This is a genomic window from Streptomyces sp. NPDC059851, assembly GCF_042732005.1.
Taxonomy (GTDB): Bacteria; Actinomycetota; Actinomycetes; order Streptomycetales; family Streptomycetaceae; genus Streptomyces.
On record NZ_JBHWJJ010000058.1, the window covers coordinates 14,944 to 32,277 of the forward strand.

At 72.4% G+C, this 17,334-nt stretch carries 12 protein-coding genes and 1 pseudogene; 9 read left to right on the plus strand and 4 right to left on the minus strand.

The annotated features are described in order from the left end of the window. Nucleotides 1-26 precede the first annotated feature (26 nt). From ACFV7Q_RS20680 to ACFV7Q_RS20700, 5 genes and pseudogenes are all read left to right on the plus strand, one after another. A complete protein-coding gene (locus ACFV7Q_RS20680; RefSeq protein WP_385430326.1) occupies nt 27-773 on the plus strand; it encodes an NUDIX domain-containing protein in 747 nt (248 codons plus the stop codon). A gap of 143 nt (nt 774-916) precedes the next feature. After that, entirely contained in the window at nt 917-2,746 is a 1,830-nt protein-coding gene (locus ACFV7Q_RS20685; protein WP_385430328.1) for an ATP-binding cassette domain-containing protein, read from the plus strand. Nucleotides 2,747-2,937: 191 nt separating this feature from the next. Next, complete coding sequence (locus ACFV7Q_RS20690; protein ID WP_385430330.1) at nt 2,938-3,825, plus strand: FadR/GntR family transcriptional regulator; 888 nt, start codon at nt 2,938-2,940, stop codon at nt 3,823-3,825. A 447-nt stretch (nt 3,826-4,272) separates the two neighbouring features. After that, nucleotides 4,273-5,850: an RNA polymerase sigma factor gene (locus ACFV7Q_RS20695; RefSeq protein WP_385430332.1), complete on the plus strand. Its 1,578-nt coding sequence runs from the start codon at nt 4,273-4,275 to the stop codon at nt 5,848-5,850. Between the two features lie 152 nt (nt 5,851-6,002). Further along, nucleotides 6,003-6,803, plus strand: a pseudogene (locus ACFV7Q_RS20700) (S1 family peptidase); the annotation flags it as partial. A 353-nt stretch (nt 6,804-7,156) separates the two neighbouring features. On the opposite strand, the gene ACFV7Q_RS20705 reads toward ACFV7Q_RS20700, so the two are convergent. Further along, nucleotides 7,157-7,390: a hypothetical protein gene (locus ACFV7Q_RS20705; RefSeq protein ID WP_385430334.1), complete on the minus strand. Its 234-nt coding sequence runs from the start codon at nt 7,388-7,390 to the stop codon at nt 7,157-7,159. 456 nt (nt 7,391-7,846) lie between these two features. Here ACFV7Q_RS20705 and ACFV7Q_RS20710 point away from each other — a divergent pair, with 456 nt between their 5' ends. The 3 genes from ACFV7Q_RS20710 to ACFV7Q_RS20720 all read left to right on the plus strand — a co-directional run bounded on the left by ACFV7Q_RS20710 (nt 7,847) and on the right by ACFV7Q_RS20720 (nt 12,329). Next, nucleotides 7,847-9,967 carry a type IIA DNA topoisomerase subunit B gene (locus tag ACFV7Q_RS20710; RefSeq protein ID WP_385430336.1) on the plus strand — a complete coding sequence of 707 codons (2,121 nt, stop codon included), beginning with the start codon at nt 7,847-7,849 and terminating at the stop codon, nt 9,965-9,967. Between the two features lie 266 nt (nt 9,968-10,233). Further along, complete coding sequence (locus tag ACFV7Q_RS20715) at nt 10,234-10,740, plus strand: DUF485 domain-containing protein (RefSeq protein ID WP_385430337.1); 507 nt, start codon at nt 10,234-10,236, stop codon at nt 10,738-10,740. Beyond that, nucleotides 10,737-12,329 (plus strand): cation acetate symporter, encoded by a 1,593-nt coding sequence (locus tag ACFV7Q_RS20720; protein ID WP_385430338.1) that lies wholly within the window; start codon nt 10,737-10,739, stop codon nt 12,327-12,329. The genes ACFV7Q_RS20715 and ACFV7Q_RS20720 overlap by 4 nt, the downstream gene beginning before the upstream one ends. 46 nt (nt 12,330-12,375) lie before the next feature. On the opposite strand, the gene ACFV7Q_RS20725 is transcribed toward ACFV7Q_RS20720, so the two are convergent. From ACFV7Q_RS20725 to ACFV7Q_RS20735, 3 genes are all read right to left on the minus strand, one after another. Then, nucleotides 12,376-13,074 carry a response regulator gene (locus ACFV7Q_RS20725; protein ID WP_385430340.1) on the minus strand — a complete coding sequence of 233 codons (699 nt, stop codon included), beginning with the start codon at nt 13,072-13,074 and terminating at the stop codon, nt 12,376-12,378. Beyond that, nucleotides 13,071-14,696, minus strand: a complete 1,626-nt coding sequence (locus tag ACFV7Q_RS20730) for an ATP-binding protein (RefSeq protein WP_385430341.1) — start codon at nt 14,694-14,696, stop codon at nt 13,071-13,073. Before ACFV7Q_RS20730 ends, ACFV7Q_RS20725 begins: the two co-directional genes overlap by 4 nt. Before the next feature lie 123 nt (nt 14,697-14,819). Then, nucleotides 14,820-16,100 carry a citrate synthase gene (locus tag ACFV7Q_RS20735; RefSeq protein WP_385430343.1) on the minus strand — a complete coding sequence of 427 codons (1,281 nt, stop codon included), beginning with the start codon at nt 16,098-16,100 and terminating at the stop codon, nt 14,820-14,822. A 69-nt stretch (nt 16,101-16,169) separates the two neighbouring features. Here ACFV7Q_RS20735 and ACFV7Q_RS20740 point away from each other — a divergent pair, with 69 nt between their 5' ends. Then, a complete protein-coding gene (locus ACFV7Q_RS20740) occupies nt 16,170-17,321 on the plus strand; it encodes a citrate synthase/methylcitrate synthase (protein WP_385430345.1) in 1,152 nt (383 codons plus the stop codon). Nucleotides 17,322-17,334 lie beyond the last annotated feature (13 nt).

The following is a 17,334-nucleotide window of genomic DNA, read 5'->3' on the forward strand; positions in this document are numbered from 1 at the left end:
GTCAGGAAGACGACTATGATCGCGGCATGTCTCCCTACGACCCGTCGGCCTATCCGCCGTTCGCCGTCACCGTCGACCTGGTCGTGCTCACCGTACGGCGCCACGCCCTCTGTGCACTCGTCGTCCGCCGCGGTGAGCAGCCCTTCCAGGGACGCTGGGCCCTGCCCGGCGGCTTCGTACGCGGGGACGAGGACCTGGCGGCGGCTGCGGCCCGGGAGCTCGCCGAGGAAACCGGGCTGTGCGCGCACGACCCCGCCGAGCCGGGTGCGGGCAACGGCGCCCACCTGGAGCAGCTCGCCACGTACGGGGACCCGAAGCGTGACCCCCGGATGCGGGTGGTCAGCGTGGCGCACCTCGTCCTGGCTCCGGACCTGCCCGCGCCCCGGGCCGGCGGAGACGCCAACAGCGCGCGCTGGGCCCCCGTCGACGAGCTCCTGGCGGCCGAGGGGGAAGCGTCCTCCGGACTCGCCTTCGACCACGCCCGGATCCTCGGCGACGGGGTGGAGCGGGCCCGCTCGAAGATCGAGTACTCCTCCCTGGCCACCGCCTTCTGCCCGCCCGAGTTCACCGTCGGCGAGCTGCGCCGGGTCTACGAAGCGGTGTGGGGTGTGGCCCTCGACCCCCGCAACTTCCACCGCAAGGTCACCGGGACCCCCGGGTTCCTCGTGCCGGCCGGGGGGACGACGACCCGTCAGGGCGGTCGGCCCGCCCAGTTGTTCAGGGCCGGCGGCGCCACCCTGCTCAACCCGCCGATGCTGCGGCCCGAAGCCTGAGTTCCGGGCCCCGGGGCCGGATGCTCCGGTGCCGACACGAAGGCCCGAGGGGCCAACGTGCCGCGAAAATCGGACATATCGCGTTATCTTGCTTGGGGAATTGACCCTGCCGCAGAGCGGTCTCACCCCCCGCGAGAGAAGCGATGCTTCAGGCCATCGGACTCACCAGCACTCCCCGTCGAGACCTTCCGCCGCTCGTGGACGACCTCACCTTCGAGGCCCGCCCGGGCGCCGTCACTGCCCTTCTCGGCGCACCGGGTTCGGGCAAGACCACCGTCCTGCGGCTCATGCTGGAGCTCGAACCGGGCCGCGGTGTCACCTATTTCCGCGGCCGCCCCCTGCACCGGATCCCGCACCCCGGCCGTGAGGTCGGGGTCCTGCTCGGCGACGTCCCCGGCAACCCCTCACGGACGGTCCGCGGCCAGCTGCGGATGCTCTGCGCGGCGGCCGGGGTGCCCGCCTCCCGGGCCGACACCGTCTTGGAGGTCGTCGGCGTCGCGGGCCTGCGCGACCAGCGGCTCGGCTCGCTCTCCCGTGGCATGGAGCGCCGCGTGGCCCTCGCCGCCGCCCTGCTCGCCGACCCGTGCACCCTGCTCCTCGACGAGCCCGCCGCGGGGCTCTCGGTCCGCGACCGCAGCTGGCTCCACGATCTGCTGCACGGCCGTGCCGCCCTCGGCGGCACCGTCCTGTTCACCACCGACGATGCGAAGGAAGCCGCACGCTGGGCGGACCGGGTGGTCAGCATCGCCGCCGGGCGGCTCGTCGCCGACCAGGACGCTGCCGCGTTCGCGAGTACACGGCTCCGGCCACGGGTCGCCGTGCGCACTCCGCACGCAGCCCGGCTGGCCGACGTACTGGGCCGGGAAGCGCGGGCCGCCCGGCTCGCGGTGGAGATCGTCGAGGAGAGCGGCAACCGCCTGTCCGTGTACGGGACGAGCTGCGCCGAGGTCGGCGAGGCGGCCTTCCGGCACGGCGTCCTGGTCCACCAGCTCGCCGACGAGACCGGTGACGCACGGGCGGCCACCGTGCCGAAGGAGCCACCGGTTCCGCAGGCGCGCTCCGCGCGCGACGTCGAAGCCTCCGCCGAAGCGGCCGGAAGCGTTCGCGGAGCCCCCGTAGCGACCGGGGCCGTGTCCCCCGCCGGAGGCGGCGGGCACAGGCGGCCCTCCGCCCGGCCCCCGGCCTCGCAGGTGCGCAGGGTGGGCGGTCCCCTGCGGCCCCTGCGCTACGAGCTGCTGCGCGTCTCGGGGACCGCCGCGCCCGCTCTCACCGCCGCCCTCGTCGTCACCGTCTCCGTCATCACCGCGCTCGCCCTGGCACGCTCCGGCCACCCCTCGCAGAGCCGCGTGCTGGCCGCCTGGCCGGAGGTGCTGCCCCTGCCGCCCGCGGCCCTGGGCGCCGGCCTCCTCGGCGCGCTGGCCTTCGGCGAGGAGTACCGCTACCCCGCCCTCGCCGCCCACCGCGGCACCGTGCCGCGCCGGATGGGCCTGCTCGCCGCCAAGCTCGCCGTCTGCGCCGCCCTCGCCCTGCTGCTCGGCGTGCTCGCCGTGACGGCCGACGCCGCGGCCCTGCACCTCCTCTTCGGCAGCGGACCGCTGCGCACTCCCGACCGGTGGATCTCCCCGGTCGCCAGCTGGGCGGGGCTGCTCGTCGGCTGCGCCTGGGCCGGGGTGCTGGCCTCGGGCGTCTTCCGGTCGGCGACCGCGGGCCTGGCCACGGTGTTGGCCGTGCCCGTCGCAGTGGTGCCACTGGTGCGCGAGGTGCTGGAGGGCCCGTCTGCCCATCCGATGACCGGCGTTGTGGGCCGGCTGCGCGGACTCGCCTGGGCGCAGTGGCCCCCGGAGGTCGACCGCCTGGTCCTCGGCGTGCTCCGGGTGATGGCCCAACCCGTCGGCACCTCACTGGTGTTGTCGCTGATGGTCCTGTTGTGCGCCTATGGGTTCACAGGATTGCGCAGTCGAGTTCGCTGGTGATCGATACGACCCTGTTCGGGGTCGGCGAGTGACCGGGCGCGCTCACCTCGGGTGAACGGGACCGCAACTCCCCATGAAAAGCCCGGTTCTTTACGATAAGTCGTCAATTGCGCAGGTGACGCCTATCACCCTTTCGTGTGCTTTTCACCAAAGACCTCAAGGCTCATGAAGGCGCGGCCGACAAAGGATTCGTGAGTACCCTTGCGCACACCATGATGACCGCCGCCCGCCATGCCGACTCCGGCCTCGCCGGCCCGGGCGAGCTGGACCGCTATCCCTACGCGGAGTCCGCCGGGACCGACCGCGCCGGTACGCCCCACTGGGACGGTGCCGACGTCGAGTTGAGCCGGGTCGGGCGCCGCGCGGCCGGCAGCCGGGGCCGCGGGCTGCACGGCCAACTCGTCCAACAGCTCGGCCAGATGATCGTCTCCGGCGACCTGGGGGCGGACCGCCCGCTGGTCCCCGAGGAGATCGGCCAGCGCTTCGAGGTCTCCCGCACGGTGGTCCGCGAATCGCTGCGCGTGCTGGAGGCCAAGGGCCTCGTCAGCGCCCGCCCCAACGTCGGCACCCGGGTCCGTCCCGTCGCCGACTGGAACCTCCTCGACCCCGACATCATCGAGTGGCGGGCCTTCGGCCCCCAGCGCGAGGACCAGCGCCGCGAGCTCAACGAGCTCCGCTGGACCATCGAGCCCCTCGCCGCCCGCCTCGCCGCGGGCCACGGCCGCGCGGACGTCCAGCAGCGCCTCGCCGACATGGTCGAGATCATGGGCCACGCCCTCGGACAGGGCGATGCGATCACCTTCGCGCGCGCCGACAACGAGTTCCACGCCCTCCTCATCCAGGTCGCGGGCAACCGCATGCTGGAGCACCTCTCCGGCATCGTGTCCGCCGCGCTCCAGGTCTCCGGCAGCCCCACGACCACCTGCGACCGCCCCAGCGACGCCTGCGTCGCGCACCACGCGCGGATCGTCGAGGCGCTCGCCTCGGGGGACGCGGCCGGCGCCGAGAGCGCAATGCGGCAGCTACTGACGGTGCACCCCGAGGTGGAGCGCGTGGTACCCGCTCCGCGCGAGCACTGACGGAGCGCGTGGACGGAAGGCACGGAGGTACTCGCACATGTCGCCGGATCCGGACGGGTCCGGCGACACCAGCGTGCGCGAGCCCTCTGCGCCGCGTTCCGCGGCGCGCAGATCTAGCCCTCCGGGCCCTTTCCGGCCGTTTTGCGCCCGCCTCCGGGCCGCCCGTAGACCTGCCCTGACCTGCGCCTATGTCTCCCCTGGCGAGCTCCCTGGCCCCTTGGTGTGACTTGGGCCACGAAGATTGGGGCGTAACGCTCTGCGAAGTCAAGCGATGACCTAGAGAGGTGATGGCCGACGGAGGGAAGACAGCAGCCCTTGCGGGTGCTGTGCAGCTCCCCGGCCCCTGCCCGCGCCCCCGGCCCATCCCCAGTCGGTGGTCGTCGGCTCCGGTCCAGCACCATCCCGGCCGGGGTCGGAAGCCGTTTCCATCGTTCCGAGAGGTTGTTCGTGTCGGCCAGCACATCCCGTACGCTCCCGCCGGAGATCGCCGAATCCGAGTCCGTGATGGCGCTCATCGAGCGGGGCAAGGCCGAGGGGCAGATCGCCGGCGATGACGTGCGTCGGGCCTTCGAGGCTGACCAGATTCCTGCGACCCAGTGGAAGAATGTTCTGCGCAGCCTCAACCAGATCCTCGAGGAAGAGGGTGTGACGCTGATGGTCAGTGCCGCGGAGTCGCCCAAGCGCACCACCCGCAAGAGCGTCGCAGCGAAGACCCCGGCCAAGCGGGCGGCCACGAAGACCGCCGCGACGAAGACGACGGCTGCGCGGACCGTCGCCGCCGCGGCACCGGCGGCCGAAACGGCGGACCCGGAGCCCACGGACGCGCTGGCGCAGGAGCCCGCAGCCGAGCCCGCCGCGAAGAAGACGGCGGCCAGGAAGACGGCGGCGAAGAAGACCGCGGCCAAGAAGGCCGCACCCGCCGCGAAGAAGACCGCCGCGAAGAAGACGGCCGCGAAGAAGGACACCGACGAGATCGCCGAGGAAGACCTCCTCGAAGAGGGCCCCGCCGAGGTCAAGGGCGACGTCGAAGAGGACGAGGAGAGCGGCGAGAGCAAGGGCTTCGTCATCTCCGACGACGAGGACGACGCTCCGGCCCAGCAGGTCGCCGTGGCCGGCGCCACCGCCGACCCGGTCAAGGACTACCTCAAGCAGATCGGCAAGGTCCCGCTGCTCAACGCCGAGCAGGAGGTCGAGCTCGCCAAGCGGATCGAGGCGGGCCTGTTCGCCGAGGACAAGCTGGCCACCTCGGACAAGCTCGCGCCCAAGCTCAAGCGCGAGCTGGAGATCATCGCCGAGGACGGCCGCCGGGCCAAGAACCACCTCCTGGAGGCCAACCTCCGCCTCGTGGTCTCCCTCGCCAAGCGCTACACCGGCCGCGGCATGCTCTTCCTGGACCTGATCCAGGAGGGGAACCTGGGCCTGATCCGCGCCGTCGAGAAGTTCGACTACACCAAGGGCTACAAGTTCTCCACCTACGCGACCTGGTGGATCCGGCAGGCGATCACGCGTGCCATGGCCGACCAGGCGCGCACGATCCGCATCCCCGTCCACATGGTCGAGGTGATCAACAAGCTCGCCCGCGTGCAGCGGCAGATGCTCCAGGACCTGGGCCGCGAGCCCACCCCGGAGGAACTGGCCAAGGAGCTCGACATGACCCCGGAGAAGGTCATCGAGGTCCAGAAGTACGGCCGCGAGCCGATTTCCCTGCACACCCCGCTCGGCGAGGACGGCGACAGCGAGTTCGGTGACCTCATCGAGGACTCCGAGGCGGTCGTCCCGGCCGACGCGGTCAGCTTCACGCTCCTCCAGGAGCAGCTGCACTCGGTCCTCGACACCCTCAGCGAGCGCGAGGCCGGCGTCGTCTCCATGCGCTTCGGCCTCACCGACGGCCAGCCCAAGACCCTTGACGAGATCGGCAAGGTCTACGGCGTCACGCGCGAGCGCATCCGCCAGATCGAGTCGAAGACCATGTCCAAGCTGCGCCACCCGTCCCGGTCCCAGGTGCTGCGCGACTACCTGGACTGACAGCACCCCGGTCCGACAGCAGCCGGGCCGACGTGCCGGGCCGGGCCCGGCACGTACGGCGGGGTCACCGGGAGCGGCCGGGCGCGGGTGCGCACCGCCACCGGGCATCCCACTCTGGGTGGAGTAATCCACACTCAGAGTCAGGAGGCCCGATGCGTCGACCCTTTTCCCGTGCTCTGGCGGGGGCGCTGGCCCTGGCGGCAGGGGCGGCCGCGGCGCCGCTGGCCCGGGCGCCCCAGGCCGCCGCGGACAGTGTGGTGATCGGTGGCAGGCCGGTGAAAGTGGCCGAGAGCCCCTGGGTGGTGGCCGTGGCCAGCCGTGACCGGTTCGGAGGTATGCGGGCCGGTCAGTTCTGCGGAGGTGTCCTGGTGGCCCCGAGCCGGGTGGTCACCGCGGCCCATTGCCTGAGCCGCGAGGTGCTCGGCGGTCCGGTCGACGCCACCCCCGACCTCCGGGTGATCACCGGGCGCACGGAGCTGCGGGCGGTCGAAGGCCGGGAGATCACGGTGCGCGCGGCCCGGGTGAACCCGGACTACGACCCCCACACCAACGCCGGCGACCTGGCCGTCCTGGAACTCGACGAAGCCGTGCCCGCACGGTCGGTGTTGCCCCTGGCCGACGAGGGGGATCCGGGCTACGCCGAGGGCAGTGAGGCCGTCGTCTACGGATGGGGCGACACCAGCGGATTCGGTGACTACGCGTACGGGCTCCGGGCCGCGCGGGTGACCGTCCTGTCGGACTCCGTGTGCCTGCGCGCCTACCCGGGGGACGCGGACGGCCAGTACCGGCCGGGGAGCATGATCTGCGCGGGCCACCGCGCCGGGGGCAGGGACGCCTGCCAGGGCGACAGCGGGGGTCCGCTCGTCGCCCGGGGGCGGCTCATCGGCGTGGTGTCGTGGGGGCGGGGCTGCGGCCGGGCGGACAGTCCGGGCGTCTACACGCGTATCGCCGCCTTCGCGGACTTCGTGACCGCCCCCGAGGCGGCCCGGCACCGGGCGGCCGGCCAAGACATCGGGTGGGGGAGTGCAAGGCGCCAGGCACCCGCGGCAAAGGCTCCTACGGGGCATTCCGAGCGAATGCGTGACGCGGCTCGCCGCGCCGCTGTGACCTCAAGGGCCCCGGCGGGGGCGCCGGGCGTTCTCTCAACAGCTGTTTTCGGTCACGCGCGCCACGGGCGCCACCGGGCGCCCGGCGCGCCGGAAGGGCCGCGGATGTGAGGACGGGCGGCACTTCTGGATCTCAGAAGTGCCGCCCGTCGACCGGCCTGGCCGGTCCTGGCTCGTCGGATGCGAGGTGCAGGGCTGTGTCAGCGGTCCTCGGTGTCGGCGGGCGCCGCCGGAGCGGACGTCAGCCGCTCGGTCTCATCCTGTATTTCCGCGGCGATCTTCTTGAGTTCCGGCTCGAACTTACGTCCGTGGTGGGCGCAGAAGAGCAGTTCACCACCGCTCAGCAGGACGACGCGCAGATATGCCTGGGCGCCGCAACGGTCGCATCGGTCGGCGGCCGTCAGCGGGGTCGCGGGTGTCAGAACAGTAGTCACGTCGCCTCTTCTCTCAGCTCGACGAGCTGTCGTACCAGGGTCAACATCCAACCAGGCCGAAAACGTTCCCGCTCGCGGCTTTCCTCGAAACTTCCTTCCGAGCTGGCCGGCTGCTGCCGGTTGGCGGCGAAGGAGCCGTATTGCGTTGCTTTACGGTTTCGCGTTGTCAGTCGTTCGCTTGTCGCAGTTCGTCTGTCGCAGTCGTCCTCCCCGGCGTGAGTGCCGGTTGTGCATGAGGACGTGCCCGAACCCTAAATGGTTCATGCGTGGAAGGGAACGTGATGTTTGCTTCACCCCCTCGGGGGATCGAACACCCGTGCGGATCTGCACTACGCTGATCCCACGCGAGGGTGGCGTTGCATCGGCTCTACCAGGCCTCGGTACCCTTCGACGGGCAACCGAGCCACCCTGCGCCCCCGACGGGCCAGAACAGAAATTCAGCGAGGAGCGAACTGCGTGACCGCCGACACGTCCGTGCCTTCCAGTGCGCTGCTGTCCGGAGCAGACCGGGACGGCTCCAACTACACCGCGCGGCACCTGCTCGTCCTCGAAGGCCTCGAGGCCGTCCGCAAGCGCCCCGGTATGTACATCGGGTCCACCGACAGCCGCGGCCTCATGCACTGCCTGTGGGAGATCATCGACAACGCCGTGGACGAGGCCCTTGGCGGCTACTGCGACCACATCGAGGTGATCCTCCACGACGACGCCTCCGTCGAGGTCCGCGACAACGGCCGCGGCATCCCCGTCGACGTCGAGCCCAAGACCGGGCTGTCCGGCGTCGAGGTCGTCATGACCAAGCTGCACGCAGGCGGCAAGTTCGGCGGCGGGTCGTACGCGGCCTCCGGCGGTCTGCACGGCGTCGGCGCCTCCGTGGTCAACGCGCTCTCCTCCCGTCTCGACGTCGAGGTCGACCGCGGCAGCTCCACGCACGCGATCAGCTTCCGTCGCGGCGTCCCCGGGGTCTTCACCGAGCAGGGGCCGGACAGCCCCTTCGACCCGGCCAACGGCCTGCGCAAGATCAAGCGGATCACCAAGGGCAAGACCGGCACCCGGGTCCGCTACTGGGCCGACCGGCAGATCTTCCTCAAGGACGCGCGGCTCTCCCTGGAGACCCTCCACCAGCGTGCCCGCCAGACCGCCTTCCTCGTCCCCGGCCTGACCCTCATCGTCCGCGACGAGCGCGGCATCGACGGCGCAGGCAAGACCGAGGAGGTCTTCCGTTTCGACGGGGGCATCAGCGAGTTCTGCGACTACCTCGCCCAGGACAAGGCCGTCTGTGACGTACTGCGCCTGACCGGCCAGGGCACCTTCAAGGAGACCGTCCCCGTCCTCGACGACCGCGGCCACATGACCCCCACCGAGGTCACCCGCGAGCTCGGCGTGGACATCGCCCTGCGCTGGGGCACCGGCTACGAGACCAGCCTCAAGTCCTTCGTCAACATCATCGCCACGCCCAAGGGCGGCACGCACGTCACCGGCTTCGAGCGCTCGGTCACCAAGACCGTGAACGAGGTGCTGCGGTCGGCGAAGCTGCTGCGCGTCGCCGAGGACGACGTCGTCAAGGACGACGCGATGGAGGGCCTGACCGCGGTCGTCACCGTCCGGCTGGCCGAGCCGCAGTTCGAGGGCCAGACCAAGGAGGTGCTGGGCACCTCGGCGGCGGCCAGGATCGTCGCCGCCGTCGTCTCCAAGGAACTCAAGGCCTTCCTGACCTCCACCAAGCGCGATGACAAGCAGCAGGCCCGCGCCGTGCTGGAAAAGATCGTCGCGGCGGCCCGGACCCGTATCGCGGCCCGCCAGCACAAGGAGGCGCAGCGGCGGAAGACGGCGCTGGAGACGTCCTCGCTGCCCGCCAAGCTGGCCGACTGCCGCAGTGACGACGTCGAGCGCAGCGAGCTCTTCATCGTCGAGGGCGACTCCGCCCTCGGTACCGCCAAGCTGGCTCGGAATTCCGAATTCCAGGCCCTGCTGCCGATCCGCGGCAAGATTCTGAACGTTCAGAAGTCCTCGGTCTCGGACATGCTGAAGAACGCGGAGTGCGGCGCGATCATCCAGGTCATAGGGGCCGGTTCGGGCCGGACCTTCGACATCGACGCCGCGCGGTACGGGAAGATCGTCCTGCTCGTGGACGCCGATGTGGACGGCGCGCACATCCGCTGCCTGCTGCTGACGCTCTTCCAGCGGTACATGCGGCCGATGGTCGAGGCGGGCCGGGTCTTCGCAGCCGTTCCGCCCTTGCACCGGATCGAACTCGTCCAGCCCAAGAAGGGCCAGGACAAGTACGTCTACACGTATTCCGACAACGAACTGCGCCAGACCCTGCTGGAATTCCAGCGGAAGAACATCCGCTACAAGGAATCGATCCAGCGCTACAAGGGTCTGGGCGAGATGGACGCGGACCAGCTGGCCGAGACGACCATGGACCCCCGCCACCGCACGCTGCGCCGCATCAACATCGGCGACCTGGAGGCGGCCGAGCAGGTCTTCGACCTGCTGATGGGCAATGAGGTGGCCCCGCGCAAGGAGTTCATCACCAGCTCCGCCGCGACCCTGGACCGCTCGCGCATCGACGCCTGACCGCTCGGGGCGGCGGCCGGCACGGAACCCGGTGCCGGTTTCCGCCCCGTCGGTTTCCGGCCCGACGGCCTCCGTCGCGTCGCTTTCTGCCGCGACGGCTTCCGTTGGGTCCCGCCGGCACGCCCTCCGGTGTTTCATCGCCGCCCCGGAATTCCCGGTTCATCACCTGTTGGAGTGAAGAGCACCGGTACACCAGTCCAGAAACCACCCATTCCACTCATCCTTGTGGCCGTGCCGCCCATGCGGTAGCGGACAAGGAGAGTTCGGTGGACAAGCACGAAGGTCCCGACGCCGGAACGATCCGGCTCGACGACCCCTGGTACGACGCGCTCGCCGTCGGCTGGGGCGAGGGCGAAAGCGGGCACGAGGACACACCGCCGCGGAGGCCCGCAGGCTCCGGCGGGCCCGAGCCAGACGCATCCGACAGCATCTACCTCGAGGTGCAGCGCAGCGCCGCCTTCCAGGAGGTCCGCAGCCGCTACCGGGGGTTCGTCGTCCCGGCGACCGCCGGATTCCTCCTCTGGTACGTCGCGTACGTCGTCGCGGCGACGGCGGCGCCCGGCTTCATGGCCCGGCCCGTCGCCGGCGCGGTCAACGTGGCCCTGCTGGCGGGGCTCGGACAGTTCCTCAGCACCTTCCTGCTGACCTGGGCGTACGCCGGGCACGCGCGCAGGCGCAGGGACCGGGCGGCGCTGGATCTGCGGTGGACGGTCTTCGAACAGAACCGGTACCAGGCGCGGGCCCGGAACCGGAGCCGGGAGGCCGGCCGGTGACCACCGAGCACCAGAGCCTCGCGCTGATCCTGTTCAGCCTCTTCATCGCGGTCACCCTGGGCATCACCACATGGGTCAGTCGCAACCGCCACGGCTCGGCCGAGGAGTTCTACGCGGGCGGGCGACTGTTCTCCCCGCTGGAGAACGGTTTCGCCATCGCCGGCGACTACATGTCCGCCGCCTCCTTCCTCGGGATCTCCGGCCTCATCGCCCTGTTCGGGTACGACGGCCTGCTGTACTCGGTGGGCTTCCTCGTCGCCTGGCTCGTCGTCCTGTTCCTGGTCGCCGAACTGGTCCGCAACTGCGGCCGCTTCACCCTCGCCGACGTCGTCGCCGCGCGAATGCGCGAGCGGCCCGTCCGGATCGCCGCCGGCACCTCGTCGGTCACCGTCTCGGTGCTCTACCTCGTCGCGCAGATGGTCGGCGCGGGCAGCCTCGTGGGGCTGCTGCTCGGGGACTCGGGCACCGCCACCCGTACGCTCACCGTGGTCGCCGTCGGGGCGCTCATGGTGGTCTACGTGTCCTTCGGCGGCATGCGGGCCACCACCTGGATCCAGATCGTGAAGGCCGTCCTGCTCATGGGCGGGGCCGTCACCCTCACCCTGCTCGTCCTGGTCCGCTTCCACGGCAACGTCGACCTGCTGCTGACCAGCGCCGCCGAACGCAGTGGGCACGGCCTGCGGTTCCTCGGCCCCGGGCTCAAGTACGGCGGCGACTGGACCGCCCGCTTCGACTTCGTGAGCCTCGGCCTGGCGCTGGTCCTCGGCACGGCCGGGCTCCCGCACATCCTGTCGCGCTTCTACACGGTGCCGACGGCGCGGGCCGCCCGCCGCTCGGTGGTGTGGGCGATCGCCCTGATCGGCGGCTTCTACCTGATGACCATCGTGCTCGGCTTCGGCGCGGCCGCGCTGGTCGGCCCGGACGAGGTGCGGGCTTCCAACGCCTCCGGGAACACGGCGGTGCCGCTCCTCGCGGCGCACCTGGGTGGCGGAGCCGACTCCACCGGCGGCGCGGTGCTGTTCGCGCTCGTGGCGGCGATCGCCTTCGCCACCATCCTGGCCGTGGTCGCCGGGATCACCCTCGCTTCCTCGGCCTCGGTCGCACACGACCTGTACGCCTCGCTCCGGCGTCGCCGTGCGCGGCAGCGCAGCGAGGTCGCCGTGGCCAAGGCCGCTGCCGTCGGGATCGGGGCCGTGGCGATCGCCCTCGGTCTGCTGGCCCAGGACCTGAACGTGGCGTTCCTGGTCGGGCTCGCCTTCGCGGTGGCGGCCTCGGCGAACCTGCCGGTGCTGCTGTACTCGCTGTTCTGGCGCGGCTTCACCACGCGCGGTGCCGTCTGGTCGGTGTACGGGGGGCTGGTCCCGGCGGTGCTGCTGGTGATCTTTTCGCCGGTGGTGTCCGGCAGTCCGGACTCCCTCTTCCCAGGGGTGGACTTCCAGCTCTTCCCGCTGCAGAACCCCGGCCTGGTCTCGATCCCGCTCGGCTTCCTGGCGGGCTGGGTGGGCACGGTCACCTCCGGCGAGGAGCCGGACGCGGCCCGGCACGCGGAGACGGAGGTCCGCTCCTTGACCGGTGCGGGAGCCGTCTGAGCTCGGCGCGGGGAGCGGTGCGGACGGGCGGATCGCCGGGAGGGGGCTACGGGCCGTCGGACGGCAGCCATGAGTAGAGGTGTTCCGGGCGGCCCGTTTCGCCGTAGCGCAGGGCCAGGGTGACCCGGCCCGTGCGGTCCAGGAGTTTGAGGTAGCGCTGGGCGGTCTGGCGGCTGATGCCGGCCCGATCGGCGATCTGCTGCGTCGACAGGGGGCCCCCGGCGGAGCGGAGGACGCGGCGGACCAGTTCCGCGGTCGTCGGGGAGTGCCCCTTGGGCAGCTCGTTGGGGGATCCCGCCGCGGCCAGGGCGCCGAAGAGCCGGTCCACCTCGGCCTGTTCGGCCTCGCCGCCGGTGTCCAGGGTGCGGCGCAGGGACCCGTACGCCTCCAGCCGGGTCCGCAGGCCGGCGAAGGTGAACGGCTTGACCAGGTACTGGAGGGCGCCGAGGCGCATCGCGGCCTGGACGGTGGCCAGGTCGCGCGCGGCGGTCACCATGATGACGTCGGTGCGGTGGCCGAGCTGGCGCAGCCGCCGGACGAGGTCCAGGCCGCTGCCGTCGGGGAGGTAGTGGTCCAGGAGGATCAGGTCCACCGGGTGGGAGGCGAGGAAGTCCAGCGCCTCGGCCGCGGAATGGACCCGGGCCGTGACGCGGAACCCGGGAACCTTCGCCACGTACGCCGCGTTGACTAGGGCAACACGCATGTCGTCGTCGACGACCAATACGTGGATCGGGGACTCGCTCATCTCAGGGCCTCCGGGAGTACGACGGAGAACTCCGCCCCTCCGTCCGCTGCTTCGCCGGCCCGGGCCGTGCCACCCTGCCGCTCCGCGAGGCGGCGTACCAGGGCCAGCCCCAGGCCGCGTTCGCGGTGGGCCGCGGGCTGTTTGGTCGACCAGCCCTCGGTGAAGATCTCCTCGCGGCGGGCGGCCGGGACGCCGGGTCCGCTGTCGCGTACGAGGAGGATCGCCGTACGGCCCTCGCAGCGCAGCTCGACCTCCACCAGGGGCGCGGCCGAGCCGACCGCGGCGTCCATGGCGTTGTCCACGAGGTTGCCGGTGATGGTGACGAGGCCGCCGGGGTCGACGAGGCGGTCCGGCAGGAACGTGGCGGCGGCGAGGCGCAGGGGGACGCCACGCTCGGCCGCGACGGTCGCCTTGCCCACCAGGAGGGCGGCCAGGAGCGGGTCGCGGACCTTCTCGGTGACCTGTTCGGCGGTGCTGCGGTGGCCGCCGACGACCTCGGCCACGAACTCCACCGCCTCCTCGTGCAGGCCGAGCTCCAGCAGGCCGAGGAGGGTGTGGAGCCGGTTGGCGTGCTCGTGGTCCTGTGCGCGGAGGGCGTCGATCAGGCCCTGGGTGGAGTCGAGCTCGCGGCGCAGGTGCTCGAGCTCGGTGCGGTCGCGCAGGGTGGCCACGGCGCCGCCGTCCGCGGTGGGCATCCGGTTGGCGACGAGGACCCGGGAGCCCTGGACGGTGAGGAGGTCCCGGCCCGTGACGCGGCCGGTGAGGACATCGGCGGTGCGGCCCTCGCCGAGCACCTCGTCCAGCGGGCTGCCGGCCAGCGTGCCGGCGCCGTCCGGCGCGAGGCCCAGCAGGCGGGCGGCCTCGTCGTTGACCAGCCGGATCCGGCCGGCATGGTCCAGGGCGATCACTCCCTCGCGGATGGAGTGCAGCATGGCCTCGCGCTCGGCGAGAAGTCCGGCGATATCGGAGAAGGCCAGGTCGCGGGTCTGCCGCTGGATCCGGCGGGACAGCAGGTAGGCGGCGAGGGCGCCCGCGGCCAAGGCGCCCCCCGCATACGCCAGCAGGCCGGGGATGGCGCCGAGCAGCCGGTCCCGGACGCTGTCGTAGGCGATGCCGACGGAGACGGCGCCGACGATCTCGCCGTCGGCGGCGACCAGCGGGACCTTGCCGCGGGCGGTGCGGCCCAGGGTTCCCTCGTCGATCTCCATGACCTCGCGGCCGGCGAGGGCGTCGCTCGGGTCGGTGGAGACGGTCAGGCCGATCCGGTCGGGGGAGGGATGGGAGCGGCGGATCCCGTCGAGGTCCATGACGACCACGTACTCGGCACCCGTGGCCCGGCGGATCCGCTCGGCCGCGGCCTGCACCGGGCCGTCCGCGGCGGGCCCGGACTCCAGCAGGCCGGCCGACACGGACGGGTCGGCGGCGGCGCTCTGGGCGATGGCCAGGGCCCGCCGCATGGCCTGGTCGTCGAGCTGTGCGCCGAGCGGGGCCAGGAAGAGCCTGGTGGCCAGCACGGCGACGCCGGCGGCGATCGCCAGCTGGGTGAGCAGGATCTGCGAGACGGCCCGTCTGGGCAGCCCGATGCGCCGAGTGCTCAGGGAGAGGAACCGCATGAACCGCATGACCAGCAACGGTAGGTCGGCTTCGACACAAGGGGAATGGATCCCCCCGGGTCGGACGCCGGCTGTGGTCCACCCCACCCGGCCGCCAGCCCGCCTGACACGCAGGACCGGGGCGCCGACCCGTCAGGGCATCGGCTGTGGCGGTCGGGGGCCCTGGTACTGCCCGCTCGGCCGCATGCGCAGCGGCCGCTCCTGGTACTCCTCCAGGGCATGGGCCATCCAGCCCGCGGTCCGGGCCACGGCGAACACGGTCTCCCCGGCCTCCGCAGACATGCCGCAGGACACCGTGAGCACCGCCAGGGCCAGGTCGACGTTGGCGTGCAGCCCGTCCTGCCGCGCGGCCGTGGTCGCGACCAGCTCCCGGGCGGCCGCCAGCGCTGGCCCGGCCGCCGGCACGCCCTCCAGCCGGGCGAACAGGGCCGTGGCCCGGGGGTCCTCACCCTCGTACAGCCGGTGGCCGAGGCCGGGGACGCGTCGGCCCGCCCGCAAGTGGTCGGCGACGACGGGTGCGGCCGCGCCCCGCTCCAGTACCTCGGCCAGCGTCCGGTGGGCGAGCCGCCCGGCCGCGCCGTGCAGCGGTCCTTCGAGGACGCCCAGTCCCGCCGACACCGCCGCGTACGGATGGGCCCGCGCCGAGGCCGCGACCCGTACGGCCAGGGTGGAGGCGGCCAGGTCGTGGTCGATGAGCAGGGCGAGGGCCAGGTCGAGGGTGTCCAGAGCCGCCGGGTCCGGCTCCCGGCCGGTCAGCCGGGGCCACAGCCGCTGCGCCAACAGCCCGCCGTCCGGGGCGCCGGTCCGCTCCCCGTCCGGCGCCGCCTGCGGGGCACCGGGCTCTCGTCCGATCACCGGCAGGGCGCCGACCAGCGTCGGGATCAGGCAGCGGGCGGAGCCGAGCACGGCCTCCGCCGACAGGTCGAAGCGCAGCGGGTCGGCCACCGCGGCCGCGGCGGTGGCCACCCTCAGCCGGTCGATCGGCCCCGCGTGCTCGGGCAGCGCGGCCACGGCGTGCCGGGCGGCCGCGAGTTGTCCGCCGGGAGCCGTGAAGCGGGCCCCGCGCGGGAGGGACCCCGTCCAGAGCCACTCCGCGACCTCCTCGTAGCAGTACCGCGAGGCCAGCTCGACTGCGTCCACGCCGCGGAACCAGTACCGGTCGGGCTCGATGAGCGTGAGCGAGGTACGGAGGGCGAGCTCCCCGCCCGCAGCTGCTGCGGCCTCGCGCCTGCTGCGCCGCGCCAGGGCCTCCACCTCGGCCGCGTCGAAGGTGCTGCCGCGGCCCACGGCGTCGCGGCGGCTGGTGAGCTGGCCGCGGCTGACGTACGCGTACACGGTCGCGGGCTTCACGCCCAACAGCTCCGCCGCCTGCCGGGTGGTGAGCCGTCGTTCGGCGTGCGCCTGATCGTCCATGACGCCAGGGTATACATATTGATCCGATCAACATTGACAAGGATTCAATCCATCATGGATGGTCATGCCATGGATACGACCGTTGATGTGCCCCGCGGACTCGCCGGCGTCGTGGTCACCGAGACCGGACTCGGTGACGTCCGCGGCCGCGAGGGCTTCTACCACTACCGCCAGTACTCGGCCGTCGAGCTCGCCGAACGCCGCAGCTTCGAGGACGTCTGGCACCTGATGTTCCGCGGGACCCTGCCCGCGGACGCCGCCGAGCGGGCCGCCTTCGCCGCCGAGACGGCCCCGCTGCGCCGGCTGCCCGCCGAGGTCCGTGACGCCCTGCCCGCCCTCGCCGGGGCCACCGCACCCTCCGGCCCGCTCGCCGGTCTGCGGACCGCGCTGTCCCTGCTCGGCGCCTCCGTCGGCTTCCGGCCGGTGTACGACCTCGACCCCGAGCGGCGGGCCGCGGACGCCCTCGCCGCCTGCGCCGCCGTACCGACCCTGCTCACTGCCCTGCACCGGCTCGGGCAGGGGCTGGAACCGGTCGAGCCGCGCGACGACCTCCCGTACGCCGCGAACTACCTCTACATGCTCACGGGCCGGGAGCCGGACCCCGTGAAGGTGCGGGCGGTCGAGCAGTACCTGATCTCCACCGTCGACCACGGCTTCAACGCCTCGACCTTCACCGCCCGCGTCATCGCCTCCACCGGCGCCGACGTCGCGGCCTGCCTCACCGGCGCGATCGGCGCCCTCTCCGGGCCGCTGCACGGGGGTGCCCCCAGCCGGGCCCTGGACACCCTGGACGCCATCGGGACGGCCGACCGCATAGACCCCTGGATCCGCGAGCGGGTGCTCGCGGGGGACCGGATCATGGGATTCGGCCACCCGGTGTACCGCACCGAGGACCCGCGCTCACGGATGCTGCGCGGCATCGCGCTACGGTTCGGCGGGCCCCTCGTGGACCTCGCGGTGGAGGTCGAGCGGCAGGTGGAGGCGATCCTCGCCGAGCTCAAGCCGGGCCGGGAACTCCACACGAACGTCGAGTTCTACGCCGGCGTGGTCATGGAGCTGTGCGGCCTGCCGCGCGAGATGTTCACCCCGACGTTCTGCGCGGCGCGCGTGGTCGGCTGGAGCGCGAACGTCCTGGAGCAGGCCGCCGACTCGAAAATCATCCGTCCGGCCGCCCGCTACGTCGGGCCGCCGCCGCCCCAGCCGGTTCCGCCGCCGGTCTGAGTACGATCGCCTG